This is a genomic window from Flavobacterium daemonense (assembly GCF_007341385.1).
Taxonomy (GTDB): Bacteria; Bacteroidota; Bacteroidia; order Flavobacteriales; family Flavobacteriaceae; genus Flavobacterium; species Flavobacterium daemonense.
Window position 1 is genome coordinate 263,250 of record NZ_VJYD01000001.1, and the last position, 18,677, is coordinate 281,926.

The 18,677-nt window shown below is 33.8% G+C and carries 12 protein-coding genes and 1 pseudogene; 6 read left to right on the plus strand and 7 right to left on the minus strand.

The features are described 5' to 3' along the window. Nucleotides 1–47: 47 nt before the first annotated feature. The 5 genes from pheT to FND99_RS01060 form a co-directional block, all read right to left on the minus strand. The gene (gene pheT, locus FND99_RS01040) at nucleotides 48–2,468 is read right to left on the minus strand and encodes a phenylalanine--tRNA ligase subunit beta (RefSeq protein ID WP_144336146.1); all 2,421 of its coding nucleotides are present in this window, start codon (nucleotides 2,466–2,468) and stop codon (nucleotides 48–50) included. A gap of 169 nt (nucleotides 2,469–2,637) precedes the next feature. Continuing rightward, a complete protein-coding gene (locus FND99_RS01045) occupies nucleotides 2,638–3,501 on the minus strand; it encodes a bestrophin family protein (protein WP_144336147.1) in 864 nt (287 codons plus the stop codon). 30 nt (nucleotides 3,502–3,531) lie between these two features. Continuing rightward, nucleotides 3,532–4,842 carry a TolC family protein gene (locus FND99_RS01050; protein ID WP_144336148.1) on the minus strand — a complete coding sequence of 437 codons (1,311 nt, stop codon included), beginning with the start codon at nucleotides 4,840–4,842 and terminating at the stop codon, nucleotides 3,532–3,534. Nucleotides 4,843–4,907: 65 nt separating this feature from the next. Beyond that, on the minus strand, nucleotides 4,908–8,006 hold the full coding sequence (locus FND99_RS01055; protein ID WP_144336149.1) for an efflux RND transporter permease subunit: 3,099 nt from the start codon (nucleotides 8,004–8,006) through the stop codon (nucleotides 4,908–4,910). Between the two features lie 110 nt (nucleotides 8,007–8,116). Continuing rightward, on the minus strand, nucleotides 8,117–9,178 hold the full coding sequence (locus tag FND99_RS01060; RefSeq protein WP_144336150.1) for an efflux RND transporter periplasmic adaptor subunit: 1,062 nt from the start codon (nucleotides 9,176–9,178) through the stop codon (nucleotides 8,117–8,119). A gap of 539 nt (nucleotides 9,179–9,717) precedes the next feature. Here FND99_RS01060 and FND99_RS01065 point away from each other — a divergent pair. From FND99_RS01065 to FND99_RS01075, 3 genes are all read left to right on the plus strand, one after another. Then, the gene (locus FND99_RS01065) at nucleotides 9,718–10,314 is read left to right on the plus strand and encodes a TlpA family protein disulfide reductase (protein WP_144336151.1); all 597 of its coding nucleotides are present in this window, start codon (nucleotides 9,718–9,720) and stop codon (nucleotides 10,312–10,314) included. Nucleotides 10,315–10,338: 24 nt separating this feature from the next. Next, entirely contained in the window at nucleotides 10,339–11,202 is an 864-nt protein-coding gene (locus FND99_RS01070; protein ID WP_144336152.1) for a hypothetical protein, read from the plus strand. A gap of 88 nt (nucleotides 11,203–11,290) precedes the next feature. Then, on the plus strand, nucleotides 11,291–11,893 hold the full coding sequence (locus FND99_RS01075; protein WP_144336153.1) for a PAS domain-containing protein: 603 nt from the start codon (nucleotides 11,291–11,293) through the stop codon (nucleotides 11,891–11,893). Between the two features lie 263 nt (nucleotides 11,894–12,156). Here FND99_RS01075 and recG read toward each other — a convergent pair whose 3' ends face one another. Beyond that, entirely contained in the window at nucleotides 12,157–14,265 is a 2,109-nt protein-coding gene (gene recG / locus FND99_RS01080) for an ATP-dependent DNA helicase RecG (RefSeq protein WP_144336154.1), read from the minus strand. A 203-nt stretch (nucleotides 14,266–14,468) separates the two neighbouring features. On the opposite strand from recG, the pseudogene FND99_RS01085 reads away from it, so the two are divergent. After that, nucleotides 14,469–15,008 (plus strand): annotated as a pseudogene (locus FND99_RS01085) (DUF1697 domain-containing protein). 79 nt (nucleotides 15,009–15,087) lie between these two features. On the opposite strand, the gene FND99_RS01090 reads toward FND99_RS01085, so the two are convergent. Continuing rightward, nucleotides 15,088–15,831 carry a Dph6-related ATP pyrophosphatase gene (locus FND99_RS01090; RefSeq protein WP_144336155.1) on the minus strand — a complete coding sequence of 248 codons (744 nt, stop codon included), beginning with the start codon at nucleotides 15,829–15,831 and terminating at the stop codon, nucleotides 15,088–15,090. A gap of 87 nt (nucleotides 15,832–15,918) precedes the next feature. Here FND99_RS01090 and FND99_RS01095 point away from each other — a divergent pair, with 87 nt between their 5' ends. Together FND99_RS01095 and FND99_RS01100 are read left to right on the plus strand one after the other, a co-directional pair. Beyond that, on the plus strand, nucleotides 15,919–16,611 hold the full coding sequence (locus FND99_RS01095) for a transposase (protein WP_144336156.1): 693 nt from the start codon (nucleotides 15,919–15,921) through the stop codon (nucleotides 16,609–16,611). Beyond that, complete coding sequence (locus FND99_RS01100) at nucleotides 16,608–18,671, plus strand: M1 family metallopeptidase (protein WP_144336157.1); 2,064 nt, start codon at nucleotides 16,608–16,610, stop codon at nucleotides 18,669–18,671. The genes FND99_RS01095 and FND99_RS01100 overlap by 4 nt, the downstream gene beginning before the upstream one ends. The last annotated feature ends 6 nt before the right edge of the window (nucleotides 18,672–18,677 follow it).

Sequence of the window (18,677 nt, forward strand, 5' to 3'; positions counted from 1 at the left end):
CCAACTTCAAAAAGTTGGGGTTTGCGTTTTTTTTTTTTAATACTATTTTATCTCAATGTTGCTCCAAGCTCAGTTTCAAAAGTCTGTTGTAACTTAGACATAATTTTGTCAATTTGAGCATCTGTAAGTGTTTTTGTGCTGTCTTGAATAGTAAAACTCAAAGCATATGATTTTTTTCCTGCAGGAAGTTTTTCTCCTTCGTAAACATCAAACAAATTCACATCTTTTAAAAGTGATTTTTCTGTTTGTTTTGCCAAATTAAAAATGCTTTCATAAGTCGTGCTTTGATCAATCAATAAAGCTAAATCTCTACGAACCTCAGGATATTTTGGAATTTCAGTATATTTAATTTTTCCAGTGATGATTTTCAATACTAAATCCCAGTTGAAGTCAGCATAATAAACATCTTGTTTGATTCCGAAATGTTTCAAAATTGATTTTTTTACTACACCCATTTCTACTAAAGTATCATTGTTGTAGCAAATTGCAGTTCCTTCTGAAAAAATATCAGATCGAACTGGTGCATTCGAAATTTTATCAATTCCTAAACGCGCCAACACTCCTTTTACATAACCTTTTAATAAAAAGAAATCAGTGCTTTTTTGAGGATTTGTCCAGCTTTCTTTATTTCTGTTTCCAGAAATCAGCAAAGTTAAATGTTTGTGCTCCTCGTGTCCAGTTAGATATTTATGATAGGTTTTTCCGAATTCAAATAATTTTAAATCGGCATTTTTTCTGTTGATATTATATGAAATAGCTTCAAGTCCAGAAAACAATAACGATTGACGCATAGTCGATAAATCACTGCTTAAAGGGTTCAGCATCGTTACATTATGTTCTTCTTTTAACGAAGTCGAAAGTTTTGCGTAAGCGGCAGTTGTCAAAGAGTTTGCCATCATTTCATGGAAACCTTGAGAATTTAGCTGTGAAGCAATTACGTTTTGTACTTTATAATCTTCGGTTCTTGGTGAATTTGCTACAGTTGCATTGAATTTTTTAGAAAAATTAATGTTGTTGTAACCATAAACACGTAAAATCTCTTCAATTACGTCAATTTCGCGCTGAACATCAACACGATATGCAGGAATTGTCAGTCCTAAACCAGAATCAGAAACGCTGTTTACTTTGATATCTAAGGATACTAAAATCTTTTTGATTGTATCTTTCGGAATTTCCTGTCCAATGATTTTGTAAACATGGCTGAAATTCAATAAAACAGAGAAATCTTCTACTTTTTTAGGATAAACCTCCACAACATCAGAAGTGATTTTTCCGCCAGCAACTTCCTGAATCAAAAGTGCTGCACGTTTCAAAGCATATTCAGTAATTGTTGGGTCAATTCCTCTTTCAAATCTAAAAGAAGCATCTGTATTTAATTGGTGTCTTTTTGCCGTTTTACGAATACTAACCGCATCAAAATAAGCACTTTCTAAAAAGATAGAAGTTGTTCCATCTGTAACACCTGATTTTTTTCCACCAAAAACACCCGCAATACATAACGGTCCTTTCTCATCGCAGATCATTAAATCTTCTTTGTGCAATGTTCTTTCAACATCATCTAAAGTGACAAATTTTGTTCCTTCTGGAAGTGTTTTTACAATTACTTTTCCGTTGATTTTTGCAGCATCAAACGCGTGCAAAGGCTGTCCTAATTCATGCAGAACATAATTAGTAACATCGACAATATTATTTTTTGGAGTTAATCCAATTGCTTTTAATCGATCTTGAAGCCAAGCAGGAGAGTCCTGAACCGTAATTCCAGAAATAGTCACACCACAATATCTTGGCGCTAAATGAGAATCTTCAACATTTACGTCAATTTTCAACGTACGCATGTCAACTCTAAAATTACTTACAGATGGTGTAATCAATTCTACGTTTACACCACGTTGCAACATTCCGGCTCTCAAATCACGTGCAGTTCCAAAATGACTCATAGCATCGGCACGGTTTGGAGTTAATCCAATCTCGAAAACTTCATCATTTACAATTTTAAAAACTTCAGCAGCTGGAGTTCCAGGCACTAAGTTTTCATCAAGAATCATAATTCCTTCATGACTTGTTCCCAAACCTAATTCATCTTCGGCACAAATCATTCCGTGGCTTTCCTGTCCGCGAATTTTTCCTTTTTTAATGGTAAATTCAGCTCCATCTTTGTCATACAAAACCGTTCCAATAGTAGCAACAGGAACTTTTTGTCCAGCTGCTACATTTGCCGCGCCGCACACAATTTGTACAGGAGCTTCTTGTCCAATATTTACAGTTGTAACTTTTAGTCTGTCTGCGTCTGGATGTTTTTCGCAGGTAAGCACATGACCAACAACAACGCCTTCCAATCCACCTTTTATAGATTGGTATTTTTCAACCACTTCAACTTCCAGACCTAAATCTGTAAGTAATTCTGAAGTTTGTTCTGAAGTCCAGTCTGTTTTAATAAATTGTTTTAACCAGTTGTAAGATATTTTCATGTTAGCTTAATTATTCTTGTATGAGGATACAAATATAAGGATTGCGTGTTGTAGTAAGAAAAAAAATATTTGCTTTTTTGCCTGAAAAATGACCGTTTATCGGAATTTTTAAGCAATGAGCAGAATAACGAGTTTGAAGTGATGCTTTTGTATGTTTTAGGAAAGATTTTTAAATCAATTCTTCAACATGTTTTTTGATGTTTTCAGATATTTTTTTGATCGGTAAATCATTTTCATCATCACCAAAAGGATCTTCAATTTCTTCAGCAATTAATTCTAAGCTAGCCAAAACATAAAAGACAAAAACAACGACAGGAGCAGTATAATATCCTAAACTCAAAGAATAGCCAAAAGGCAAAGTCATAATATAAATAAAGATGAATTTTTTGATAAAAGCACTGTAAGAGTAGGGAATAGGCGTGTTTTTTATTCGTTCACAAGCACCGCAAATATCTGTAAAAGCAACTAATTCGGCATTTAAAATAATGAGATGATCTCCAGTTATTTTTTTTGAATCATACAAAGTACTTATTTTATGATACATCATTTGTTTTACCTGATTAGGCTTGTGTTTATGAAGATCAAGTTCTAATTCAACATCATCAAAAAGCATTTGTGCAGTTTCTGAGTTGTTTAGATGTTTGTGCAAAATAGAGGCATAAGCGGGTATAAATTTCCTAAAAAACTTTCGGTCATTCTCATCTTTTAAAATGGCCGAAAGTTTTATAGCAAAGTTACGACTGTTATTTACAAGAGAGCCCCAAAGTTTCCGGGCTTCCCACCAGCGGTCGTAAGCTGTATTAGTTCTAAAAACCAGTAAAAGAGAAATCACGAAACCTAAAATCCCGTGCATAATCGGAATGTTGGTTAAGTAATGGTTTTCATCAATTCCGAAATAAATAATTTCTACATAGCCAACTATTACAGAATATACACCTATAACACACATTACAGGTACTAACTGCAATGAAGTATCAGATTTTACAAAGCGAAATATAAAAGTAAACCACTCCTTAGTGTTGTATGATTTCATTTAAAAACTAAATTTTTAATCAAATTTAGTTTAAAATTTAATATTACCAGCTAATTCTCTTAACGCAATTTCAGATAATTTTGCTTGATATTGAGCATTGATATAACGCGCCTTAGCATTTACATAATTCAATTGCGCTGTTCTGAAATCAAGCGTCGTAATGGTTCCGATTCTGAATTTATCTAATGTAATATCTAAGTTTTGCTTTGCAATTGTAACGTTATCTTCTTCTAAATCAATTAATCCTAAGTTAGTTTGATAAGTTTGAAATGCCGTGCTTAACTGTGTATCTAAAATCATATTTTGCTGATCAATAGCAATTTGTGAGTTTTCGATTTCCATTTGCGCCACTTTCTCATTTCTATGTTGATTCAAACCGTCGAATATATTCAGTCTTGCATTGAAACCATAATTAAAACCTTTTGAAGATGATTGGCTCGTAAAACCTAAACTTGACTGATTTTCAGAAAAATTATAACCAGAAGTTAAGTTCACAACCGGATAACGATCTGCTTTTATTTGCTTTAATTGCAATTCAGCAATTCGTTTATTGATGATTTGTGCTTCGACAGCAGGATTTTGTTTATGTGCCAATTCTGTTAATTGGTCTAAATTCATTGCGTTGTCAACTGTAACCAAATCAGTTACTGTGAAATCAATTTTTGGATCGCGAGCTAAATATTGATTCAACAAAATTTTTGCATTTGCGTACGATTCTTTTTGGCGAAGCAAAGCCACTTGGTCAGAATTTAAGTCAACCTGCGCATTTAAAACTTCTAATTTTGATGCTTTTCCAATGCTGAAACGGTTTTGTGCTAATGTCAATCGTTGTTTAGAAATTACGATTGTAGTGTCTAAAGCCGCTAGTTGATGCTGTTGCTGCACAAGATCATAATAACCTTGATTAACCTGCACGATTTTGATTAAAACGGTTCTTCTTAATTCTGAATCACCTAACTTTTGAAGTTCTTTTAACTGATCTAAACGAGCAAACATTTTCATTCCGTCAAAAACTGTCCAGTTTAAACCAACGCCATAGGCTAAAGTATTGTTTTTTGCATTGTTTAACGAAGTTGATGTTCCGTCCTGACGCGTTTGAGATGAATTTGTAACGCTGTTGTTGTCATTCACTGTTGCGGCAACCGTTGGAAGTATTCCTGCGTTTCCAACCGTAACATTTGTTTCGCTTATTTTCGAATTATTCTTTGCAATTCTAATTTCAAAGTTGTTTACTAAAGCGATTCTTGTAGCATCTTCAATCGTCAAAACTCCTTGTGCGTTTGTTTTTGCAACGCAAATAAGAAGGATGAATAAAGTGCTGTATATATTTTTAATGTTCATATTTATATTCTTTTACTGCAAAATCATGAATTTTACACAAGGCAAAATTCATGATTTTTTAGCTTCTATTTTATACTTTCTTTTTCGTATTCGTCAATATGATCAAACTCTGGATAATGTTTTCTTTGTTTTGACCACATTGAGTAAATAGCAGGAATTACAAAAAGAGTCAAAGCAAGAGAGAAAATCGTTCCTCCAACAATAACAACTCCCATTCCGATACGGCTTGTTGAAGCTGCTCCAAGTGAAAGCGCAATTGGCAATGCACCTAATGCAATCGCTAAACTGGTCATTAAAATTGGACGCAAACGCGCTTCTGAAGCTTCTAGAATAGCTTCTAATTTTGGTTTTCCTTGTTCGCGCAGCTGATTGGCAAATTCAACAATCAAAATACCATTTTTGGTTACTAATCCAATAAGCATGATTGTTCCAATCTGGCTGAAAATATTCCAAGTTTGATTGAAAAGCCATAATGAAAATAAGGCTCCGGCAACCGCCATTGGTACAGTTAAAATAATAATAAATGGATCAACAAAACTTTCAAATTGTGCTGCCAGAATTAAGAATATCAAAAGCAATGCAAGTCCGAAGGCAAAAGAAGTATTTGAACTACTTTCAACGAAATCTCGAGATTCTCCACTTAAATCGGTTGTGAAACTTTCGTCTAAAACTTTCGCTTTGATTCGGTCCATTTCCTCAATACCCTCGCTGATACTTTTTCCTGGTGCCAAACCTGCAGAAACTGTAGCCGACATATAACGGTTATTGTGGTACAATTGTGGCGGATTACTTTGTTCTTCAACATTTACCACGTTATCCATCTGGATTAATTCGCCTTTATTGTTTTTTACAAACATAGACGTTAAATCCAATGGTTTTGAACGGTCTTTTTGATCAAATTGTCCAATTACCTGATATTGTTTTCCGTTTTTAATGAAATAACCAAAACGTTGTCCACTCAAAGAAAGTTGTAAAGTTTGTGCGATATCCAAGATTGAAATTCCTAAACTTTCTGCTTTTTCACGATCGATACTAACATTGATTTCAGGTTTATTGAATTTCAAATTCACATCAGTTGTAGAGAAAACGTCGCTTTTGCCAACTTCTTCCATGAAAAGCGGAATTTTGGCTCTTAATTTTTCAAAAGTCGGAGCTTGAATAATATACTGAATCGGCAAACCTCCACGTCTGTTAACGGCAATTGTAGGTTGTTGCGTTACAGCGGTTTTGGCACTTGGATATTGTTTTGTCCATTTGGTCAATTTATCGGCAATTTCTTTTTGAGATGCTTTTCTTTCCTCGACATCTTTCAAAGTAAGCCTAATCATTCCAGAGTTTACTGCATTTGAACTGAATCCAGGCGAAGTGATAACCAAGCTCACTTTTTTTTCTGGAATCGAGTCGTCAATTACTTTTGAAATTTCCTGCATAAAACGATCTGTATATTCATATGAAGATCCTTCGGGAGTCGTCATACGAAGCGTTACAGCACCACGATCATCATAAGGGGCAGTTTCTTTTGGAAGAATGGTGAAGAACAAATAGATCAATCCGAAACAAGCAATTAAAATTGGAAAACTGATCCATTTTTTATGCATGAATTTCTCTAAAGCTTCCGCATAAGTGCTGTTCATTTTTTCAAAAAACGGCTCGGTTTTTTCGTAAAATTTAGATTTTTTCTGTTCGCCGCCTTTCATCAAATAGGCATTCAACATTGGCGTTAAAGTCAATGATACAAAGGCAGAAATTAATACCGCTGCACCAATTACAACACCAAATTCCCTAAAGAGTCGGCCAACGAAACCTTCCAAGAAAATTACTGGTAAAAATACCGCCGCTAAAGTTACTGAAATCGAAATTACTGCATAGAAAATCTCGTTTGAACCTTTGATTGCGGCTTCAATTGGCGACATTCCTTCTTCAACTTTCTTAAAGATATTTTCGGTTACAACAATTCCGTCATCCACTACCAGACCGGTCGCCAAAACGATTGCTAATAATGTCAATACGTTGATTGAGAATCCGAAAAGCCACATAATGAAGAATGTTGCAATCAATGAAACCGGAATATCAATTAAAGGTCTAAACGCAATCGCCCAGTCTCTAAAGAACAAATAAATAATAATAATAACCAGAATGATAGAAATTCCCAGTGTTTCAGCAACTTCCATTACAGATTTCTTTACGAAAATAGTATTGTCAAGTGCAATATTCAGTTTGATGTCTTTTGGAAGATCTTTTTTTAATGCTTCATATTTCTTGTAAAATTCTTTTGAAATATCAAGATAATTAGCTCCAGGCATTGGTACAATTGCCAAACCAATCATTGGAAGTCCAGACTGGCTTAATTTTGTCTCTAAATTTTCAGGCCCTAATGTTGCAAGGCCAACATCGCTGAAACGAACAATTTTATCTCCGTCAGTACGAATAATAATATTGTTGAATTCTTCCGGTTTGGATAAATTTCCAACAGTTTTTACAGTAAGTTCAGTATTATTACCAGTCAGTTTTCCTGATGGGAGCTCAACATTTTGAGCATTTAAAGCGGTACGAACTTCTGCTACTGTACAACCGTAGGCAGCAAGTTTTGCAGGGTCAATCCATAAACGCATTGCATAACGTTTTTGCCCCCAAATTTGAACACCGCTGACCCCCGGAATCGTCTCTAAACGTTGTGAGATTACGTTTTCGGCATAATCACTTAATTCAAGATTGTTTCGCGTATCACTTTGAACGGTCATTGAAATAATAGCATCACTATCAGCATCGGCTTTTGATACTACTGGCGGTGCATCAATGTCCTGAGGCAAACTTCTGATGGCTTGAGAAACTTTGTCACGAACATCATTCGCAGCTTCTTCCAAGTCTTTATCTAAATTGAACTCTATTGTAATATTACTGCTTCCTTGGTTACTTGATGAAGTAATATTTCTGATTCCGTCAATAGCATTTACTGCTTTTTCAAGAGGTTCTGTAATTTGTGATTCAATAATATCAGAATTGGCTCCGGTATAATTTGTTCGGATTGAAACTTGTGCCGGGTCAATTGAAGGAAATTCTCGAACACCCAAAAACGTGTAACCAATTAAACCGAATAAAATAATCAAAAGATTCAGTACAATCGTTAAAACGGGTCTTCTTATACTTGTGGTTGATAAACTCATGTGTAATTTTTGATTTTAGATTTAAGATTTCAGATTTATCGCTAAATCTTGCTTATTGTTAAATCTATATTTAAGTCTTGCGACTTTTGACTTTTGGCTTTATGACTTTGCTATTTTTGCACTTTAACTTTTATTGGCGCATCATTTTTTAATGACATAACACCGCTTGTTACAAGAGTATCTCCCGCTTTTAATCCCGATAAAATTAAAATTGAAGCGTCTGTACGAGTTGTTGCTTCAACCATAACTTCTTTGGCTTTGCCCATATCCGAAATAAAAACCTTTTTTCCGTCTTGTACAGGAACAATAGATTCAGACGGAACAACAATCGCATCTTTGATAATATTTAGCGGCAGTTTTACATCAGCAAAAGTTCCTGGTAAAAGTTTTCCATCGCTGTTGTCTGCAAGTGCTCTAATTTGAAGTGTTCGTGTTGCAACGGCAACTTCAGGTTCAATGGCGTATATTTTAGCTTTGTACACTTTGTTTGAACCAGAAACCGTAAAATCAATGGTTGATCCGCTGTTTACTTGTGTGGCATATTTTTCAGGAATTGAGAAAGTGATTTTCAGTTTGCCTGTGTTTACCAATTTTGCAACCAAAATAGTTGGCGTAATATAAGTTCCTGGAGAAATAGAGCGCAAACCAATTTTTCCTGAAAAAGGAGCTTTTACAGATGTTTTTGAAATTTGTGCTTTTATTAATTGTGTTTGTGCTTTTGCAGAAGCATAATCGGCATTAGCAACATCAAATTCTTCTTGGCTGATCGCTTCTTTTTGAAGCAGCAATTTTGCTCTTCTCTCATTTTCTCCAGCCAAACCTTCTTTTGTTTGTGCCTGACGCAGCTGTGCTCTTAATTCAATATCATTTACCTTGAAAAGTACTTGGCCTTTATTTACGTAGCTTCCTTCGTTAAAATAAATACCTTCAACAATTCCTGAAACTTCACTTCTAATTTCAATCTGTTCATTAGCTTCAATTGAACCTGATAAAGATAAATTGTTATCAAAAACAGCTGTTTTTACAACGATACCTGTAACAGTAATTGGTTTGTCTTTGTCGCCAGACTTTTTAGAATCGTCGTTTTTACTTTTGTTTGATACTACTCGGTAAGCAATAAATCCCCCAAGCACGATAACTAGAAGGGCATAAATTAGATTTTTTACTTTCATAAAATTGAGGTAAATGTATTTTTTGGTGTTTTTTCAGTAAGCCTACAAATTTAACTTTTTGATACGAATACGAAAGAGATGCCTCTTAATTTAACATTTGTATGTACAAGCTTTTGCATTGCTTAATATTTAGACTGTTTTCGTTTACAATGGTTTAATGTTGAAGCGTAAAAAATCTTTATCCGATTCTTAATCGTTTTATTGTCAATTACTTCCTCGATTTGATTTTGTTTGAATAAAAATATTTATAGGTTTTTATTTGTTAAAAGCGTAAAAATACGTATAATTATTTTAAGAAAAAGATTACATGTGTTTTTTTTACATGTATTTTATCTGATTTATTTTGTGCTTTATCGATTTTATTTGTAACATTGATAGAGTTAAACAAAACAGTATGGTTTTGAAAGAATTTGCGCTGTTTTTTCTGTAGTCGGTCGTGATAAATGTAGGTTTTTTATTTGTTTAGGGTTAAATTTTTTGTTTTATAAAATTTTAAAATTAACAACTGTTCATATTTTTAAATCAAAATCTATTTATTTATGAAGAAAAAATTACTTCTTGGACTGTGGTTTTCTTTGCTTCTCGCCGCTATTTCGGTTTTGTTTTGGAAAAACGAATTTAAATACAGTCTTCCAACACCTATTCCAAAAGATTACGTGGCTGTAGCCATGGGCAGTAAAATTGACTTAAAATGCTGCACAATGGATAGAAAGCCCATTTTTCTTCATTTTTTTAATCCTGAATGTCCCTGTTCCCGTTTTAATGTTCCTCATGTTACGGAATTAATAAAGAAATATGGCGATCGTGTAAACTTTAAAATCGTTGTCATCAACAATGAAAAAAGCGTGACAATCGAGGAAATCCAGAAAAAATTTGATGCTAAAATTCCGGTTTATTTCGACCAGCAAATTGCAAAAAGTGTTGGTGTTTTCTCTACACCGCAAGCCGTTTTGATTGATGGTTCTCAAAAGCTTTATTTTAGAGGCAATTATAATAAAACCAGATACTGTACCGATGCTTCAACGAATTATGCACAACAAGCGATAGAATCTTTATTAAGTCATACAAATGCCCCTTCATTTGATGCGTTGGCTCTAAGGGCCTATGGATGTTCATTACCAAAATGCACTAAATAAATCTAACACCTTAATTACTAATTTATGAAAACAAAAGCTAGTTTGAATGAGCAGGATTACCTGCATAGTTTCATGTCAACAATGACAGAAAAATCGGATACGATTATCAATTACGTTCTTGCCGTTTATTTTCTTCTCGGAATTGCATTGTCTTTTAAATATGATACTTGGGAAATTGGTGCGGGAGTTGGGACATTGAATTTACTGGCGTATTATTCGGCTAAATTTTTCCTTAAAAATTCTAAATTTTATCAATATGTACTTTCTGTTGTATTGGCAATTTTTATGGCGCAATATATTTATCAGATGCACGGTCTGTTTGAAATGCACTTTACAGTATTTGTAGCAAGTACAATTTTAATTATCTATCAAAACTGGAAATTACAAATTCCACTAACGCTTTTGGTTATCTTGCATCATGGAGCATTGGCTTATCTTCAAAATTATGTTTACAATGATGCAAATGGCTTGCAGGTTTATTTTTCGCAGGTGAATTTTGATATGGAAACTTTTTTGGTACACGTTGTTTTGGCAGGCGCCGTTTTCTTTATGAACGGGTATTGGGCTTATTATTTTAAAGCGCACAGCCAGAATCATATTTCTAAAATCTCTGACGAGTATGAATTGGAAAACATCAAATTAGCTTCGGCAAAATTCAGCTCAATGTCGGCTACAAAAGAGTACAATGACTTTATTCATAAAACAACTTTGGACTTAAAAATGCCGGTTAGTTCCGTTTTAAAATTGATTGATGTTTCAAAAGGGCATACAGATAATGATCAACTTTTAAGTTATTTGGATATGATGAGAGAAAGTGCCAAAAAAATTGATGATTTAGTGAATGATATTCATTTTAAATCGGTTAGCGGAAAAACTTCGTCACACTAAAAACAAAATTTAATCAAACAATATTTTATCAATTTTAATAGTATACGCAGCAACGTCAATACATGTTAATTTTTAAATGCAGAAATTTATGGATAACAGAATTACCCGCCCAAATCCATCAGACAGAGAAGTTGATTGGAACAAGAACAAAGTATTACTCAGTAAAACAGATACAAAAGGAACTATCTTATATGCAAATGAAGATTTCATCGATGTATCTGGTTATGACGAATTTGAACTCATTGGGCAGCCGCACAACATAGTACGGCATCCTGATATGCCCAAAGTGATTTTTAAATTTCTATGGGATAGCATCAAAGCGAGTAAAAACATTCATGCCATCATCAAAAACATGTCGAAAACCGGCAGATATTATTGGGTAATTACTGATTTTAAAATTATAGCCGACTCAAATGGAGAAATTGTTGGTTATTTTGGAACACGAAAATCTGTTCCTGAGGATATTATAGTCAAGTTTATTGAACCTTTGTATAAAAAACTTTTGCATATTGAAGAAGCGAGCGGCATGCCAGCTTCTGAAGAATATTTGCTTGGTTTTTTAGAAGAGCGTAAAAAAACATATATGGAATATATCGATCATCTTATCGCAACTGGAAAAGATGATAAGCACAAAGTAAGCAAAGGCTTGTTCAGCGGACTTTTTGAAAAGAAGGAAGCTCCTAAAAAATAAAAATAAATTTGAAAAAAACTTTGCTGTATCAACTAATATTCAACCCTAAATTTGTCCCCCAACAAATCTAATCACCTAGAAATTAAAATTGATGCAGTGGAGTTTTTTTTTTTTTTTTAAAGTTGCTAAGGTTCTAAGGTACTAAGATGCTAAGTTTTTTTTGAAACCTGAAACCTGAAACCTGAAACTTGAAACTTGAAACTTGAAACCTCAGTACCTTAGAACCTTAGTATCTTAGAACCTTAGTATCTTAGCATCTTAGACTAAGAAATATAATTCCAAATATTCTTTTTCTTGGTAAGCTCAATAAAAACTGCTTTCAAGATCGCGTGTTCTGGTTTTTGAAGTGCGCTGTCTTCTTTTAAAATTTTCATGGCATAATTTCTTGCTAGCGACAAAATTTCTCTATCTTTCACAATATCAGCGATTTGTAGGTTCAAAACACCACTTTGTTGCGTTCCCATCAAATCTCCTGGACCACGAAGTTTTAGGTCCACTTCGGCAATTTCAAAACCGTCATTCGTGCCAACCATTGTTTCCATTCTTGTTTTGCTGTCAGAACTCAGTTTGTGGCCCGTCATCAAAATGCAATAACTTTGTTCGGCACCACGACCAACGCGCCCGCGCAATTGGTGAAGTTGCGATAATCCAAATCGTTCAGCACTTTCAATAATCATAACGCTGGCATTTGGCACATTTACACCAACTTCAATTACTGTTGTAGCCACCATAATATTAGTTTTGCCTTCAGAAAAACGTTTCATTTCAGCATCTTTATCGGCTGGTTTCATTTTTCCGTGCAAAATAGAAATCGAATATTGTGGAAGTGGAAAATCTCTCGAAATACTTTCATATCCATCCATCAAATCTTTATAATCCATTTTTTCAGATTCCTGAATCAAAGGATAAACGATATAAATTTGCCTTCCCAAAGCAATTTCATCACGAAGAAATTTCCAGACTTTCAATCGGTTTGTATCGTAGCGATGAACCGTTTGAATTGGTTTTCTTCCTGGAGGTAATTCGTCAATTACTGAAATATCCAAATCTCCATATAAACTCATCGCTAAAGTTCTCGGAATAGGAGTTGCCGTCATCACCAAAACGTGTGGCGGAATATCATTTTTCTTCCACAATTTAGATCTCTGCTCAACGCCAAAACGGTGTTGTTCGTCAATGACAGCCAAACCTAAATTTTTAAATTGGACTTTATCTTCTAATAAAGCATGCGTTCCAATTATAATTTGCAGATTTCCATTTTCGAGTTCTTCGTGAATAATTTTTCGTTCCGATGTTTTAGTTGATCCGGTTAAAATTCGGATATTGATATTGAGTGTATTTGCAAAAGCAGATAATCCAATAAAATGCTGATTGGCCAAAATCTCCGTCGGTGCCATCAAACATGCTTGAAAACCATTGTCAATCGCCAAAAGCATACTCATAAAAGCCACAATCGTTTTTCCAGAACCAACATCACCTTGAAGCAAGCGGTTCATTTGGGCGTTGCTTCCCATATCGGTACGAATTTCTTTGATCACTCTTTTTTGGGCGCCGGTCAAATCAAAAGGCAAATGATTTTTATAAAATTCATTGAAAAGTTCTCCAACTTTAGTAAACGGATGCCCTTTTATTTTGTGTTTCCGAATTAGATTTTTAGTAATTAATTGCAGCTGAATAAAAAACAATTCCTCAAATTTTAATCGGAATTGGGCTTTCGCCAAAATTTCAGTGCTTTTTGGAAAATGAATATTGAATAACGCCGCTCTTTTCGGAATCAGCTTTAATTCTTCAATTAAATAAGAAGGAAAAGTTTCAGTAAATAAAGCCTGAGTTTCAATAAACAATTGTTCCATTAGTTTATTGATCGTTCTATTTGAAATACCGCGATTTGCCAACGTTTCTGTTGAAGGATAAACGGGTTGCATGGCAGAGCGCAGACTTCGTTCATGTTCGCTCAATAATTCAATTTCTGGATGCGCCATACTGAATTGGCTTCCATATAAAGAGCATTTTCCAAAAATTACAAGCGGTTCGTTCAGTTTTAGACTTTCCCGAATCCATTTGTGGCCTTGAAACCAATTCAGATCAATCTGTCCTGTATCATCAACAAAACTCGCAACCAATCGTTTTTTGTTTTTAGCAAATTCGACGGTTTTGATATTGATGATTTTTCCAATAATCTGAACTTCTGTTCCCGTATTCTGCAGTTCATTAATCTTATAATATCGCGTTCTGTCAATATATCTATTCGGAAAAAAGTTAACCAAATCTCCATATTTATGAATACCCAATTCCTTGCGAAGCAACTGGCCACGACTCGGGCCAACACCTTTTAAGTATTCAATTGGAGTTTCAAGAAGATTGTTGGACATTGAAGAATTTTAGATTATTGATTTTAGATTTTAGAAAATAGAGCTAAGAAGAAAGAATAAAGACAATTTTTTCGTCCATATTCTTTCTTCTTTATTCTAATTTCTTTGGAAAAGCGAAGATAGATTTTAATTAGGAAATTTGAAAATTGATTCATTTGAAATCAAACTTATAATAATATCTTTGAAGTATAAATTTCAAAAACATGAAAACTCATTTAGCACTTTTGCGCGGCATCAACGTTTCTGGACACAATATGATGAAAATGGAGGCGTTGAAAACAATGCTTGAAAACTTAGGATTTCAAAATATCCGCACCTATTTACAATCCGGAAATGTTTTTGTTGATAGCGAAGAAGAAGCTTCGAAGGTTGGTTTTATGATCAAACAGGAAATTTTTAAGGTTTTCGGGCATGAAGTTCCTGTTATTGTAATTGATAAAGAAGATTTGGAATTGTGTTTTAAAAACAGTCCCTATCTTAAAGATAAAGATTTAGATACAAAAAAGTTGTATGTTGCTTTTGTTTCAACTGTCTTAAAAAAAGAAAATATAAACGATCTAAAAATCAGTCAGTTTAAACCGGATGAAGCTAGTATCGACGGCAACAGAATTTTTATAAAATATGCTGTTGGAGCAGGAAAAACAAGATTTGATCAAAAATATATCTAGAAAAAATTGAATGTAACAGCAACAATTCGAAATTGGAATACGGTTACGAATTTGTTGGCTATGTATTCAGAATAAAAAAAATAGCCACGAATTATACAAATTTACACAAATCAATTCGTGAAAATCCGTGTAATACGTGGCAAACTTTTTTATATTATTTAGAAATCAAATCACAATACCAAAACCCATAATCAAAAGCAGTTTCGTTGTTTGTATCGCAAGCCGAGTTTGAAGAATCTTCTGTTTTAGGTTTTTCGTATTTGCGATAAACAATTTCTCCAATTTCAAAATTTATTGGTTCAGAGAAAATGGGGCCATCAAAAGCAAAAGTGTGAAATTCGCCGTTTTCTCCGCAGACATCGACATTCTCTGGTAAATCATTTATAAAATCCTGATCGATAATTCGCCCAACGAAACTTTTGTCTAAATAGCGTTCGTTAACACAAACCACAATAGTTTTAAATCCAAGGGAAATAAATTCCTGAATTAAATCATGAGATGGGATTTTCCAAATGGGGAAAACACCTTCAAAAACCAATTTTGCCAATTGATCTTCACGGTATTTTCGTAAATCTTCGAGAAAAATATCACCAAAAACCGAATGCGAAATACCTTCTTTTTTTAATTCAATTAAAGCTTCCGACATTACATTTTCGTATACTTCCATTGTTGGCATTTCTGGAATTTCAAGAATTTTTAATGGTATTCCAATGCTTTTTGCTTGCACCTCAAGTAATTCAACACGAACGCCATGCATTGAAATGCGTTGAAATTTTTGATTTACGCTCGTTAACAAACATTCGATTTTATACGCAGGATTTTGGAGAATTTTATATAAAGCAAGAGCAGAATCTTTTCCGCTGCTCCAGTTGAATAAGGCTTTTTTGGATGTCGACACGATTTATTGTTTTTGTTTGGTAAACTTACAAATTTCATTTTATTTGTTGATGAAAGGTTTGTAACTTTAGATTTTACACGCCAAAATATGTCATTATATAAAGATAAGTTCAAAATCGATTCAGCGAGATTGAAAAATTGGGATTACTCAAGTGAAGCCGTTTATTTTATAACTATCGTTACAAAAGGTCGCGAATATTTTTTTGGATCGATTGAAGACGGTAAAATGACATTGAATGAAAACGGAATTATCGTTGAGAATGAGCTTTTGAAATCTATAAAAATTCGTAAAAATTGGTTTTTTCATAATTGGATTGTTATGCCAAATCATATTCATTTGTTAATTGAAATTCAAAAGCAGATTTTAAACACAAATGAATTACCAAAAACAGACGATATTCTCAACACAACGAACATCGTAGAGGCGCACAGCAGTGCGTCTCCACCCAGCATATCCACAACGAAATTCACCAAATCTTTGTCGACAAACGTTGCGGAGACGCACTGCTGTGCGCCTCTACGATACAATAGAGACGAGAAACAATCGTTGTCGAAATTATCAAACGAATCAAATTTATCTCGAAAACCCAATTCTATTTCGTCTTTTGTTGCTATTTTTAAATCGGTTACAACAACAAAAATTAGCGGTTATAAATTTGTTTGGCAGGCTAATTACCACGATCATATTGTTAGAAATTACAAACGGTTTGAAATAATTTACGATCATCAAAAACAATCCACAATCTTGGGAAACAGATTCATTAAAATAAAACTTCAATGAAATACATTTTTTTTCTTCTAATTACTTCTTTCGCATTTGCACAACAAACTCAATTTGTTGATTTCAAAATAGTTTCAGGGCAATTGACCTTAAATGCCAAAGAAAAATCGGTTTCAGGTTCGGTCGATTATCAATTTGAGGTTTTAAAACCAATCGATACCATAAAAATTGATGCAAAAAACATGGAGTTTTCCAAAGTCCAAATCAATAATAAAGACGCTGTTTTTGTTAATTCGGGCAAGCAATTGCAACTTATTGGAAACTTTCAAAAAGGAGAAAATCATCTGACTTTTGATTATACTGCAAAACCAAAACAGGCTTTGTATTTTGTTGATATTGAAAACAAAGAAGTTCAAATCTGGACACAAGGGCAGGGAAGATATACCAGTAATTGGTTTCCCAGTTTTGACGACGTAAAAGAAAAAGTGATTTTTAATTTAGGAATATCTTATGATGCCGGTTATCAAGTTATTTCGAATGGAATTTTAAAAGAAAAAACACAAAACGGCAATTCATTTCATTGGCAATATAAAATGGAAAAGCCAATGAGTTCTTATGTTTTGATGCTTGCTGTTGGGAAATTTGATCAAAAAGGATTGAAATCTAAATCGAATGTTCAGCTTGAATATTATTTAGAGAATAAAGACGCTTCTCGTTTTGAACCGACATTTCGTTATTCAAAACGCATTTTTGATTTTTTGGAAAAAGAAATCGGCGTTTCATATCCTTGGGGAGTTTATAGAGAAATTCCGGTTCGGGATTTTTTATATGCCGGAATGGAAAATACAACTTCGACGCTTTTTGCGACTCGATATGTGGTGGATTCTATTGGATTTACTGATAGAAACTACACCAATGTCGATGCACATGAATTAGCTCATCATTGGTTTGGAAATTTAATAACAGCCGAAAGCAGTAAACATCATTGGCTGCAGGAAGGTTTTGCCACTTATTATGCAGCTCTTGCGGAGCGCGATATTTTTGGCGATGATTATTTTTATTCAAAGCTTTATGATACTGCACAGCAGATAAAATTCGCCTCCAGAACCGATTCTATTCCGGTTTTGAATCCAAAGGCGAGTTCGCTTACTTTTTATGAAAAAGGAGCGTGGGCTTTATTTGTTTTGCACGAATCTATTGGAGATAAGGCGTTTAAAAAAGCAATAAAAAGCTATCTGAAAAAATACGCTTATCAAACCGTAAATACAGAAGATTTCTTTAACGAAATCAGAAAAGTATCTGATTTTGATTTGGATAAATTCCAAAAGACTTGGCTAGAATCAACAGCTTTTGATACGCCGACAGCAAATGCTTTGTTAAGTAAAAACAAGGCAATTCAAGTGAGATTGGAAGTTGATAAACTCAAGAAAACATCTTTGGCAGATAAAAGGGATTTCTTTATGAAAACTTTAAATTCTGATGTTTATCAAACGGTCAAAGAAGCGATTGTTGATCAATTAGAAAATGAAAAGTACGAAGCGAAAAAAGATTTATTGCTTTTAGCGATGAAAACAAATAATATTGAGATTCGCCAAACTGTGGCAGAAACGTTAAACAAAATTCCAGAAGATTTTAGAACTGAATATGAAACCTTGCTCGATGATAAATCTTATCAAACGCAAGAAATTGCTTTGTACTGGCTTTGGAGAAATTTTCCAGATCATCGAAGTCAATATTTAGAAAAATCAAAAAACTGGATTGGTTTCAACGACTATAATCTTCGTACTTTATGGCTTTCGCTAGCATTATCAACGCCAAATTACGCTGACAATCCAGATGAACTTGTTGCCGAATTAATTGCTTTTTCATCTACAAAATATGAAGCGCCAACAAGACAAAATGCGCTTGAAAAATTAATTGCTTTCAAAATTATCAACGATCAGGTTTTGAGTAATTTAGTTTCTGCAACAACGCATCATATGTGGCAATTTTCAAAATTTGGTAGAGATACAATCAGAATGTTATTAAAAAATCCTGAAATGCGTGCTTCGTTTGAAAGAATTTTGCCTAATTTGACCCCCGATGAACAGTTTCAATTGAATCGTTTGCTGAAAGAATAAAAACAG

Bases quoted from the DNA above. Each gene is read 5' to 3' on its own strand.
- FND99_RS01050 (WP_144336148.1), bottom strand. From the start codon at position 4,842: ATGAACATTAAAAATATATACAGCACTTTATTCATCCTTCTTATTTGC.
- FND99_RS01060 (WP_144336150.1), bottom strand. From the start codon at position 9,178: ATGAAAGTAAAAAATCTAATTTATGCCCTTCTAGTTATCGTGCTTGGG.
- FND99_RS01065 (WP_144336151.1), top strand. From the start codon at position 9,718: ATGAAGAAAAAATTACTTCTTGGACTGTGGTTTTCTTTGCTTCTCGCC.
- recG (WP_144336154.1), bottom strand. From the start codon at position 14,265: ATGTCCAACAATCTTCTTGAAACTCCAATTGAATACTTAAAAGGTGTT.
- FND99_RS01070 (WP_144336152.1), top strand. From the start codon at position 10,339: ATGAAAACAAAAGCTAGTTTGAATGAGCAGGATTACCTGCATAGTTTC.
- FND99_RS01045 (WP_144336147.1), bottom strand. From the start codon at position 3,501: ATGAAATCATACAACACTAAGGAGTGGTTTACTTTTATATTTCGCTTT.
- FND99_RS01075 (WP_144336153.1), top strand. From the start codon at position 11,291: ATGGATAACAGAATTACCCGCCCAAATCCATCAGACAGAGAAGTTGAT.
- FND99_RS01095 (WP_144336156.1), top strand. From the start codon at position 15,919: ATGTCATTATATAAAGATAAGTTCAAAATCGATTCAGCGAGATTGAAA.
- pheT (WP_144336146.1), bottom strand. From the start codon at position 2,468: ATGAAAATATCTTACAACTGGTTAAAACAATTTATTAAAACAGACTGG.
- FND99_RS01055 (WP_144336149.1), bottom strand. From the start codon at position 8,006: ATGAGTTTATCAACCACAAGTATAAGAAGACCCGTTTTAACGATTGTA.
- FND99_RS01100 (WP_144336157.1), top strand. From the start codon at position 16,608: ATGAAATACATTTTTTTTCTTCTAATTACTTCTTTCGCATTTGCACAA.